The sequence below is a fragment of the Psychromonas sp. genome (assembly GCF_047632955.1).
In the GTDB taxonomy this organism is placed as follows: domain Bacteria; phylum Pseudomonadota; class Gammaproteobacteria; order Enterobacterales; family Psychromonadaceae; genus Psychromonas.
The window spans coordinates 199,062-211,220 of sequence record NZ_JBLIED010000001.1 but is presented as its reverse complement, the minus strand read 5'-3'; the positions used below and the strand labels follow the sequence as shown (position 1 = coordinate 211,220).

Sequence of the window (12,159 nt, the reverse complement as noted above, 5' to 3'; positions counted from 1 at the left end):
ATTTCCATCTTTAATTTTAAATATTTGTAAAAATCTCAAAAGTCAAAGTAGCAGAAACTAAAATGACTTTTAGGTTACTAACGTCTTTATTACCGTCAGTATGTTCCAAGTTCGCAAAAATCATATTTTCATATCCTACAATTTGTTTTGTAAATGGTGTTGTTAGAATTAAATTTTTCAACACCATTTATCTTGTTATTTAAATGTTTTTCCGTTATTGCCAATCAATGCTTTAATTTATCGTAAAACATGTTTAATGCGTTGTTTTGATATTGCTGTCCATCAAAATCATTTACCGGAACATTACCATCTACAAACGCTTTCATCCCATGGGCTACGCCATCAGAGTTATTGTCAACGAGGAGACCACTTCTGCCCTCAAGCACGCCTCGACAAGATTTTATGTCAGTAGCAATAATTGCTTTTTTCAAAATCATCGCTTCAAATAAAACCATTGGTTGCCCTTCATGATCTGACGATAATACGAAGCAATCGGCTCTTTTCAGCAATGAAAATGGGTTATCTATTTGCCCTAAAAAAAACACTTTTTCTTGTATTCTTAATCTCTTCACCATAGATTGAAGTTCATTAAATAATGGGCCTGAGCCTAATAATAATAATTTAGCCTTTGGGTTTTCTGGAGCTATTTTAGCAAATGCTTCAATTAACTTGTCCTGACGTTTTTCTACCGATAAGCGGCCCATAGTTATAAATACAGGCCCATTATCGTTAAAAAGAAACTCGTGTTCAGGTTGTATAGGCTCTAAAGATAATGATTTGACTATCTCAGGGTTTTGAACATTATCGCAGTAGGCGAACTTATCTTTTGGCAAACTGAACAGACCAGCAAGATTGACTCTATTAACATCTCGGTTGGCCTTTGAAACAGATATTAACTTGTCAAAATGCTCATACTGCCTGATATTAATCTCTTGGTGAGGGAATCTAATTTTCCATTCGCTGAAAATATCATTATGCATATACACAAGTTTATTTATATCTGTCCCATAATCATGTTTATTAATGCTCGAAAATAAGCCTGACCAGAGGCGGTTGTACCCTTCAAAATTGATGATATTGTCAAAATGCCCATATCCAAATGTTCGAACGAACTCCCTGACATGACCTTTTTTGTATATGTCTTTCATCTCTTGATTATGTAATTGTTTGAAAGTATTTAACTTTCCTGTTAACCACTTTTCTTCTTGGGTTTGGAGTAAGCCGCCAAAACGCCCAATAACCTTTATGGCATCAGGCAACTCCTCAAATTTTTTCTGCCTATCAGGGAAATTGGCTACATGTTGTGTATCGACTACAACGGTTACATCGTATTTATTTTTATCTATATGATTAACCAAATTAAGAAATGAACTTGCTATACCGTTCGGTATGAAAGGCCCTGCATAAAAAAGTATTGATGTTTTATGAGGCTTATTTATTTTTGTACTTGAACTTTCAGAATTTAAAAAAACGTCTTCGATAACTTTTTGCGTAACTTGGCCGTTATCATAAGGAAGAAAATCAGCTTTGGCTTGATCCCAGTTCGGTACATTTACATTTTCATGTAAGCACGAAGTAATCACTGTATGTAATTCATTAGCTGTTCTACACTGATATCCTGGCATTCTATCAAAATCTAAATATAAACCTCGCTGCTCTTTGTATTCTTCCAAATCGTGAATGTAATAAATTATTGGTTTGCCTGTACATATATAATCAAAAGCAATACTTGAGTAATCAGTGATAAGTACATCGACAACACCTAGTAGTTCATTGGTATCAATGTCAGCAGGAACTGTTGTTACTGCCAAATTAATATTGGATAACATCCCTTCTATAAGGTGATGCCCCCTAAATAACAATTGAACACCATCGACATTCATGGCAGCTAAATCTTGCTCTAACCTGTTAACATCAATATTAGCTTGTCCATGATCTCCTCTCCAAGTTGGAGCATAAAGCACGACTTTGCTATTCGCCTTTAATTTCAAACGATTTGATATTTGGTCACGGTCTTCCTGTGAAAGGTTCAGAGTCAGGTCGGTTCTAGGGTAACCAACTTCTAATACATCACCACTATAAATGCCTTCTATATCATATCTACCAATTAAAATATCCGTAGTATGTTTGTTTTGAGTGAGTATATAGTTAGCATGAAGGAAATTTCGGGAAACATTTTGGTGTTCCAGTAACTTTTCATTTAAATCTGTACCAAGACTTTTAATCGGTGTTCCATGCCAAGTATTTAAATATATTTGATCTTTTCTTCGACTAAAATAATCGGGAAAAGTGACGTTGTTTACTAAATATTTGCATTCACTTAAATAACGTAAATAGAGATCAGTTCCTCTTTTGATGAACTTAACATTATTTAATTTTCTATACTTGAAAGGGACAACTGATATGTCATTTATTACCCAAACATGTATCCAGTTTTTAAACTTACTATCATCCAACAGTCCCTTGAATATGGCAAAAGGATTACACGACATTTTACTGCCCATAAAGCTCTCGTATAATACAGTCTGGTTCTTTAAGTCAAAGACTTCTGAATATTCGATATATTTTGCAGCGCGTTCTGTCTGAATTGAGTTATTCCAATTATTCTCGTCAAAACCAGAAGCTCTTTGTAATATGCGAGTTTTTCTAAAATTATTACAGGCTCCTTCTAAATCTCCGGCCTTATACTGTACATATGCTAATCTGTAGTACCATTCGCTTTTAAAGTCGTTGGTTCTAGATACAGCTTGTTCATAGTATTCTTCAGCCAGCTTCCAAAAGCCATGATTTTGATATTCTTTTGCCAGATAGAAATGTAACTTAGGATCACTACTGTCAAGTTCAAGCATATCAAACAATATTACTGCTTTCTTTAACTCAGGTAATTTAAGGCTCTCTTTACTGTAGTCGCTATTTTTACCATATACACCGACAAACTCCTTAGCAACTTTAGGAAAGGTCTCTATAAAAGCTTTACATGCTTCTTTCGCCTTCCCAGCCTTGAAGAGTGAGTAGCCTTCTCTATAACGCCACTGAGACTTTGTATTCTTTGAAAGAGTATAGGCTTTAGCATAAGCAGCGGCGGCATTTCCCCATTCATTTAATCGTTCATAACAAAAACCAAGCCGCGCATTTCTATAAGCAATGTTTGGCTCAAAAGCTAGTGAAGATTTATAAAAATGTAACGCTTTGTCCCATCGGTAACTTCTGTCGTATGACAATGCAAGCCTATATCGTAATTCAGCATTGATTGGATTATGAAACAAAAATTTTTCATATCCAGCGCTTGCCCGCTGCCAATCACCATTACTTTGATGAAAAACACCAATTCCATAAATCTTGGCATCTAATTTATCGTCATTCATTATTGCTGAGTCAAAAGATTTTTTTGATCTGAAAAAATCACCGTTATTTTCAAATGACAATCCTAGTCGAAAATGATAATTAGCATTTTTAGGTGATAATGAAACAGTTTTAGAATAATATGTTATTGCGGTTTTGTATTGTTGCATTTCATCAAATATTTCACCTAAACGATAAAACCAACCTGCTTTTTTATCATCTCGTTTAACGGCTACCTCGAGTGCATCGGCTTCAAGCTTTAATTTTCCTTGCTTTCGCAAGCATTCAGAAAGTTTAAAATACCAAAGTGCAGATGTATTTTTTATCTCTAGTCCTTTGCGAATTGCATTTTCAGCCGTTCCCCATTGATGAGTATTGCAGTAACAAACTGCTTTTCTGTAGTGCCAATCTGCAGCCTCAGGCTTCAGTGTGATAGCTCTATCATACTGTTCTACTGCCTCTTTCCATCTTTTTTGTTTTTCTAAAATAACTGCCAGTCTATAGTGCCATTGTGCTTTTTTAGGAGAACGTTCAATCGCCTCTAATAGAGAGCTTTCGGCTTCATTCCATTTTTTTAATTTGAATAACGAAAAACCAAGACGGTAATAATATTTTGAATTCACATTTACTTTGCCAGTAATTTTTTTATATTCTTTTACGGCTTTAACCCATTCCAATTTTTTTTCGTGCTGTTTACCCTTAAGGTAATAAATACTATGTAACATAAATCCTCGCTTCAATTACCATGTAGTTCAAATAACATTCAACAAATGGACAATAAAATATTGGGTAATAGTGTCAACTGGTCTAGTTGCAAAGTTTCAAGGCTTGTTGAATTCAAGTCATTTATTTTACAAATTCCGATCACTTCAGTGGTAGATATACCTGCGGTTAGAGGTAAATATCGCACTTCTAAAATATTCTTAAATATGTCAATTGGTTTTAGCTTTTAAATTTTAATTGTTTTTTATTTCGTTTCTAAAAGTCTATTTTTATTAAAAAGGTCTTAATAATGCTCATTAATATAATCACCTGAAGACAAAATATTGATTAACCGGCTATAGCAAGTTGACTCTTTGAACCAGATGAAATATGAGTTTTTATTTCTGTGGATGATACGTTTTCAGTTCTATTTAAATATACGACTTTACAATGCGCTTTCAAAAAATCAAATTCACCTTCCCAATCGTCCCCCATAACAAATGTATCAACATTATACTGAATAATATCTCGAACTTTTTGTCCCCAATTTTTTTCTGGTATAACAAGATCCACATAAGCAATAGCTTCTAATATTTCTTTTCTATTTTGATAAGGGATTGCCGTTATTTTGCTTTTCATATTTAAGTTAAATTCATCTGTAGATAGAACGACAATTAATCTATCACCCATCATTTTACATTTTTGCAACAATCTCAAATGCCCAACATGAAATAAATCAAAAGTTCCGTAAGTTATAATGGTCTTCATTGAAATCTATCCTTAGTTTGTAGTTAATTATATTCATTGCTGTTAATCCAATGCGACATTGGCGGCAACGGCAATTTGGTACACTATTTGAGTGATGTCTTTTACCGTCTGCAAGGTTTTTGCTTCGACCTTAGGCATTACAATGATCTGGTCACCACGACGGATTTGTGCACCGGTATTGAAGATAACCGTACCGTTTGCTCGAACAATGGATATTTTCTGATCTTCTGCGCGGTCGGTAAAACCGCCGGCCCAGGCAACATAATCATCAATTTTGGCATCGTCATTAAAGACAACCGCCTGCGGCATCATTACCTCGCCCGCCACCTGAATCAAATCGGTATAATGTGGAATAACGACCTGATCACCTTTCTCTAACAGTATGTTTGCTGTTACGCCGTTATCTGACACAATCACTTTGCCAAGCGGTTGAACTTTGCGGGCTTTTTCCGCAAATTTCATCACCATTTCAGCTTCTTTGCTGCGAATAGAAGCGCCACCATCGGAAGAAATAGGCGCGGTAAATACGCTGCGCTCGAGCCTGTCGAGTGAGTCATTAAGGAGCTGTTTTTGGCGTTGCGCGACACTTTTACGCAAAATGTAGATTGATTTCTGATCCGTTAACGCCGGATTAATCGGGATATGGTTTAAAAGATCATGCAGTTTGGTACTGTTTTTAACGGCAAAGTAGGAAGGTCCTAAATAACTGCCCGATACCTGCACATCGATCACCTGAGCATGCAAATCTGCGTTAAAGACAACACTGTCACCATCCTGCAGTTCAAAATCTTGAAAATCCTGTTCTTCCAGATACACGGAGAAAGGTCCATTTTCACGGTGACCATAAACTCCCACATGACTTATTTTAGCCAGCGGTCTGGCATAGTCAGAAAGCTCTCTGCCGGTAGAAATTTTATGATTAAGCTCAAACCTGAACGGATTGCGCACGGCACCGGAAACATTTATGGCTGATTTTTGCGGTTTCACTAGAATAATATCTTTATTCTTAAAGTTAATATTAGGCATTTGTCCGGTCTGCACAAAGCGGTACAGATCAACGTCGGCAATGACCTTATTATTTCGCACTACCTGAATATCGCGGTAACTGCCACGTACGGAATCGATTCCGCCCGCGCGTTTTAGAAAATATAATAGACTGTCGGACGCCATGCCGGCATATTGGCCGGGCCTGATCACCGGACCGGATAAATACACACTGACCGGTGTTGTCGACAGCAAGTTAACGTAGACATTAACGTTATTGGTGTAGGTCGCTTTGATTTTTCCGGTAACAAATGCATTTATCTGACTGGCTTTAACCCCTCGCACTTTAATCGGGCCAATTTTGGGAATAAAGATATTACCCTGATTATCGACAGTCACCAGATTCGAATAACTCACCCCGCCCCACAACCAGATATTAATTTTATCGCCCGCGGCAATCGGATAATTGGCATTTAATCCGTCGGTTCTTTCCGACTCGTAACCGCCGGCAAATAAGTTAGCCCCGTAGGGTGGCGGTAAATCTTCGCCAGAAGAAGGTAATAAACGCTTAATATCCACTTCACCCGGCAGTAACAAACCGTTTCTTGCCTGCTTATTATAACTGCCGTCATTTAATGAGTTGATAGCAGAACCAGAGCCAATTTCCGGGATTTCAGTGGTGCTATTGGCCTGTAGAGCATCAACCGAACTGGGCTCAAAGGCAGCAAAAAGTGGCTGGGTAATAAAAATCAGGCACAGAAAACTTATTTTTTTACTTATCATTTTCACATCTCCACATAATGGCTAGATTCGATGATCTCTTTCTCAAGAAACCAGCCTTTATCTGCTTTATTATTTTTATTAAGGAAATGATTTTCACAGGCAATACGCTTGTTTATCAACTGGTGATTATCATGAAACACTAACTCGCGGCAGGTTAACCCCAGGGCAGAAGGGTAAATAGCGCCTAAGGTGATTTGGTACTGCTTATGTGGTAAACGTGACTGATGAGCATCCGCTAAGATCGGCCAGTATTGCTCAGGCACCATTTTTTTGTCCGGTTTTTCCATAGAAGATGTCACCAGAGGCAGCGAAGCACTAACACTTCGCGGCCCGCTAGCGCAGGCGGTGAGACTTAACAACGCACAAATTATCGCGGTTTTTTTAATAAAAAGGCGGGTAAAATTTTTGTTCATAATAAACAGACTCAAATACTTTTAAAAAATAATGATAAGGAAACAAAACATCAGCAAAAACGGCTTAATTGTCCCGGTTAATTTTATTTCAGGCACGCTACCGCCCGTCGATGTAAACGAAAATCGACTAGAAGCAGCTGTCAGTTAACGGCTATCGGCTATCGGGTACAGCAATCGGCTGACGGCTGACGGCTGACGGCTATCGGCTGACAGCTATCGGCTATCAGATGTCAGTCCAGAGCTACGAGTGCCGAGCTACGAAAAGTCCAGCTGCGAGTGGCGAGCTGCGAAAAGTCCAGCTGCGAGCCGCGAGTGGCGAGCTACGAAACCCGAAGCCCCTAATTCGCAACTCGAAACTCGAAGCAGAAAGCCGACGACTGACAGCCGACAGCTCACAACCGACGACAGACAGCCGACGACCGTCAGCGGCCCCTATTCCTGATGCTCTTTAATAATTGACAGTACTAACTGTCCCACCAGATAAATAAGGGTGATAGCCACAAACCAGGTAAAAATACTGTACAGGCGCTCTGGATATTTCTGATCTTCGGCTAATCTGGGATGGACAACAACCAGCAGGTATTTAAGATTTTTAAAGGCTTCGGCACGGGTCATTTCTAAACTTGCCAGCGCTGATTTATATAAATCTTTAGCAAAAACGGCATTAAGCTCTAATTCTTTAAAATCAAAATTAACTTTATTAAGCGACTCTTGATCCTGACTAGTCAGTCGGGATTTTTCCTCTTTTAACTGCGCTTCCAGGGCGGTTATCTGATAACCCAGGGCTTTTATTTCGGCGGCATCCTCACGCAGATAAGCCTGCAGCGATTTAAGCGTGGTCTTTTTTTCTATCAGCGAAGCTTCAATGTTGCTGATCGCCGCAAACAGTGCCGCGCTGCGCATTTCCGGGTTATAAAGTGAGTTTTTATCCTGAAAATTGATTAAATTAATTTGCTGCTTTTTCAAATCGGAATAAGCACGCTGCACTTCATTTTTGGCATAATCCAGATGCTGCTGCGCCATATCGTCACCCAGACTATTAATGAATTCTTTACTGATGGTCAACAGGGTTTGCGCCACTAAAAGCGAATATTGCGGATCAAAACTTTGTGCTTCTATCAGTAAAATTTCCGATATTTCGTCATAACGCACATTGATATGTTCTTGATAGTATTTAACGTAATCTTCCCGGGAGCTGTTTGCACTTAAACGGCTTAAGCTATCCCAATTTTTCTGCTGATAATGCGCTTTCAGTCCAACGGTCTTATCCAATTCCTGGGCCATCTCCTGCGATAAAATATATTCCTGTAAAATCAGCGCATCCCGCGTTGAAGAAGAGGAAGCACCGCCCAACGCCATCAGCGATCCTATTTGTACTCCACTGCTGGATGCTTGTTTAATAACAAATTGTACCTGACTGACATAACGCGGCGAGGCGATTAAAGTGAAGTAAACCACCACTAATAAAGATGCCAGCAGTACCACGGCAAAGGATCCTATTTTGGCTCTCGCCATATAGATGGTTTTTCGCGCATGAATATAGGCTTTTGAATCAACCAAAAATAACTTAGGATCACGTTTTAATTTCTGCATTTTACGCAATGATCCGGTCTTTTTTTTGTTATCACTATCTGACATAGATATCCTGATATTCCTGTATTGCATCATTCACATTTTCGAAAAAAACTAATTTCTGCTGATGGATAAGCAGTCCCGCATCGCAAAACTTTTTGAGTTCCCCCATGGAATGGTTGACCATAATTAACTTGGTTTTTTCATATTTTTCTAATAATAATTTTTCACTTTTCTTTTTAAAATTCGCATCACCCACGGCGCCTAGTTCATCTATTAACAGCACATCAAAATCAAAATCAAAGCCCATGGTTAAACCAAAAGTAATACGCGATCTCATGCCGCTGGAATAATTTTTTACCGGCTCATCAAAAAACTTGCCGATTTCAGCAAAGTCTTCAACCTGCTGTTCAATGGGTTTAGTATTTTTATAACCGTGAATACGCGCCACAAAACGCACATTTTCACGCGCGCTCAAAGAGCCCTGTAGCCCTCCCTGCAGCCCTAAGGGCCAGGAGATCTTCTTTTTTGAATGGATGCGACCGCGGTTAGGCATATCGGCACCGCCCATCATTCTGATCAGCGTTGATTTACCCACTCCATTTGGGCCTAACACCGCAATATTACAATCCGTCGGCAGGCTGATATTGACGTCTTTAAAGACATAGTGACGTCCCTTTTTGGTGGTGTAATATTTATTTAAATTTTCCAAATGGATCATGCGGTAATAAACCTCAGTCGATTGACATAAAAGCTGGTTAATCCGAGGCTAAAAATCACTAGCGCACATGTTCCGAGATAGAACCAACTGCCCAAGGGGGTCACATAGCTGCTGAAATAAGCATCACGGCTTAATTCTGTGGCATGAAAGATGGGATTCCAGTCAACTAAATACCAATATTGAGGTGGAATCATAGAGGCACTAAACATCACACCGGAAATAATCATCATTGGCAGAGTGATTATGCCGACTAACTTATTTACGTCTTCCCAATAACTGTTCGCAGTGCAAAGCATTAACCCCAGTCCTGTCGCTAATAAGGCAACTAAGACACTGGCCGCCAGTACTTTAAGCAGATCATCGGGTAAAACCTTAAATCCCAGCCAGGCTAAAAAGCTGAAAATAATGCAGTAGACGATAAGGTAAGTAGCGAGTTCAATAATAATTCGGGTGATCACCGGGTCGATCGCAGAGACTTGTCGATAAGCCAGTAGTGCTTTATTAGCATTGACCGCAGAGGTAAGCTGGGTCATTAATTTAGTAAACAGTTTAAACGGCAGCATTCCCGTTAACAAAAATAGCGCAACGGGAATATTTGCGACACTATGCCGTCCCATTAGAGAGAACATCAATGCCATGACAGAAACTGAGGCAATGGGTTCGGCAATCGCCCAAAAATAGCCTAAGCGGTTAGCGCCAAAGCGTGTTTTTATCTCTCGCATCATTAAGGCATGCACGGTATCGCGCATTATTGTTAGAGAAGTTCTGTTTTTTATCACAATGGCTCATTAATATATTTAAAAATGCAAAATGTATAAATGAAAAATATCCTTAAAGCCATTTTATCATCCCTGTCAATAATCAACCTGTATTATCCGGCTGAAATAAAGGCAGTTAGTGTAAATTAAACCGTGATGGGGATCAACAATTAAGGGCTTAAAAAAAATCATTAAAATATAAAAAATTCAAATAGATATAACAATCAGTAAAACCGATTGAGCTATTTTAGAATATAGCCAACCCAATACTCACCTGAAATTGTACTTCCGAAACAAAGTAAAAGGTTAATGATTTTTTCAACATTGGAGTTCTAAGAATGCTTAACGGATGTATATTGGATGAGATAATCCCTCCTGCTACTATCGACTACGATAAATCAGATTATTTAAGAACTATTCGAATAATTATTAAGCTTAAAAACGGTATGCAATACTGACACTGTTGCCGTTAAAGGCGGGATTTACCTCGTATCTGTTACCGTTTGATAAATGCAAAAAAGAGTAACCAACGGACCAGTTTGCTAAGAAGCTATACTGCAGACCTAATTTTGCAAAAAACATTAAATGACCACCGTAATCTTTTAATGCTTCTCCCCGCTTGCCATATTCAACATCACTTAGCCAAGAGGGTCCGCCCTCAAAATATAGATTAACCTTTTCATAGAAGCTGTAATTGATACCCAGTCCCCCTCCCAGCAATACACCGTAATCACGCTTTGACATAACTGCACCCAAATTTAAAACGGGGTAGAGTTTAAGCGAGTCAGTTAGTTGGCCTACAGCAACGTATTGCAAATAACTGCATTCTGCAATCTTAATATCGACATTTTGCCTTGTCGTCGCCTGGGAATATAAACAGCGAAACTGATTTTCAATTTCAGAAGCGAAGATAAATGGGGAAAATATAAGAGTAGAAAAAATTACTGACACAGTTAACAGACTACGCATATGGACTCCAGATATTGAGATCACAATAAGAGAAACAATAAGTTAGAGATTAGGCACGAAGCTGGAATTTGGCAACATAAGATAAGCACAAAGCGGTTAACTTTAAAGTCACAAAATCAGTCGTTATTAGGATGAGTTACGGCAGCATTTTTCTGTGTAAATCATCAAAATAATTTATACAAAGAGCAAGCTTAATAACCGTTTTTTGCTTCTCAGAAAATATGTACTCTGTATAAAACAGTTTATCAGCACGCACTGTAGGTCTCATCTGGTTTCTGAAAATTCAAGACTTCCACTTGATATTAAAAAGATTATTATATTTTGAATAACAGCCTGATTGAATTGAATCTAATGATAAATCAGTTGAATGAGGAGTACGGGAAGATGTATTTGATGTGAAGCTTTGCACGGTGCTTAATGCCGTTGTGAACCAAGAAAGCACCTGTATTACATACATTCTAGACTTGAACGTAAATAATAATAACTTACTATATGACTATCAGCTCTTTTTATTATTCAGGAAGGTAAAAGTAAGATTCCCTATTCCAACATATTGATCCGCAGAAGGTTTATCTATCAACAATTAGTCTATACGACTCTATCTTACAACTATAAGTGTAATTTTATTACATTTATTACATTTATATTTGGCTTTATTTCTGCAAGTAATATTTTTTTCTTTCCAGGTTCGTCGGATTTTAAGAATTGGTAATTCTTCCCCACAATATTTACAGTCAGTCATACACTTCCTTTTGTATTTTTATATTTTATATTTTACTAGACGTGAATTATAAATGTTTATTTATCATTTAGTTATATTTCGGAAGATAACAAAAATATAACTTTAAAACAACAATAATAGAAATTTATAAAAAAATAATATCAAAAATGTAATTTTAGCTTATTGTCCGTCAATTGAGTTTAATTCTCTTTCATAAATTGAAAACGAGCCTTTAATACGGTTTAATCAGAGGATTAGGGATTGTGTTGGGAGACTCCTGTACTACTTTTTAAAATCAAAATGTAATTTTAAAACATAAATCCAGATGCGTTGGTTCATATAAGTTGCATGGTTATATGCTTGACTAATACCAAAAGCATTAAATTTACGATCACAAAGCCGTCGGTATGATTTTGAATAGTAAAT

8 protein-coding genes are annotated in these 12,159 nt (G+C 37.7%); all 8 read right to left on the bottom strand.

Annotation, left to right across the window (positions count from 1 at the left end; all coding sequences use genetic code 11):
- Positions 1-224: 224 nt before the first annotated feature.
- Positions 225-4,067, bottom strand: a complete 3,843-nt coding sequence (locus ACJAZP_RS00875; protein ID WP_415228839.1) for a CDP-glycerol glycerophosphotransferase family protein — start codon at positions 4,065-4,067, stop codon at positions 225-227.
- A gap of 325 nt (positions 4,068-4,392) precedes the next feature.
- Positions 4,393-4,812 carry a glycerol-3-phosphate cytidylyltransferase gene (gene tagD / locus ACJAZP_RS00870; RefSeq protein WP_415228838.1) on the bottom strand — a complete coding sequence of 140 codons (420 nt, stop codon included), beginning with the start codon at positions 4,810-4,812 and terminating at the stop codon, positions 4,393-4,395.
- A gap of 42 nt (positions 4,813-4,854) precedes the next feature.
- On the bottom strand, positions 4,855-6,579 hold the full coding sequence (locus ACJAZP_RS00865) for a polysaccharide biosynthesis/export family protein (protein WP_415228837.1): 1,725 nt from the start codon (positions 6,577-6,579) through the stop codon (positions 4,855-4,857).
- 2 nt (positions 6,580-6,581) lie between these two features.
- A complete protein-coding gene (locus ACJAZP_RS00860; RefSeq protein ID WP_415228836.1) occupies positions 6,582-6,992 on the bottom strand; it encodes a hypothetical protein in 411 nt (136 codons plus the stop codon).
- 432 nt (positions 6,993-7,424) lie between these two features.
- Positions 7,425-8,630 carry a lipopolysaccharide biosynthesis protein gene (locus ACJAZP_RS00855; protein ID WP_415228835.1) on the bottom strand — a complete coding sequence of 402 codons (1,206 nt, stop codon included), beginning with the start codon at positions 8,628-8,630 and terminating at the stop codon, positions 7,425-7,427.
- The gene (locus ACJAZP_RS00850) at positions 8,620-9,285 is read right to left on the bottom strand and encodes an ABC transporter ATP-binding protein (RefSeq protein ID WP_415228834.1); all 666 of its coding nucleotides are present in this window, start codon (positions 9,283-9,285) and stop codon (positions 8,620-8,622) included. The genes ACJAZP_RS00855 and ACJAZP_RS00850 overlap by 11 nt, the downstream gene beginning before the upstream one ends.
- Positions 9,282-10,064: an ABC transporter permease gene (locus ACJAZP_RS00845; protein WP_415228833.1), complete on the bottom strand. Its 783-nt coding sequence runs from the start codon at positions 10,062-10,064 to the stop codon at positions 9,282-9,284. The genes ACJAZP_RS00850 and ACJAZP_RS00845 overlap by 4 nt, the downstream gene beginning before the upstream one ends.
- A gap of 414 nt (positions 10,065-10,478) precedes the next feature.
- The gene (locus tag ACJAZP_RS00840) at positions 10,479-10,787 is read right to left on the bottom strand and encodes an acyloxyacyl hydrolase (RefSeq protein WP_415228832.1); all 309 of its coding nucleotides are present in this window, start codon (positions 10,785-10,787) and stop codon (positions 10,479-10,481) included.
- Positions 10,788-12,159 lie beyond the last annotated feature (1,372 nt).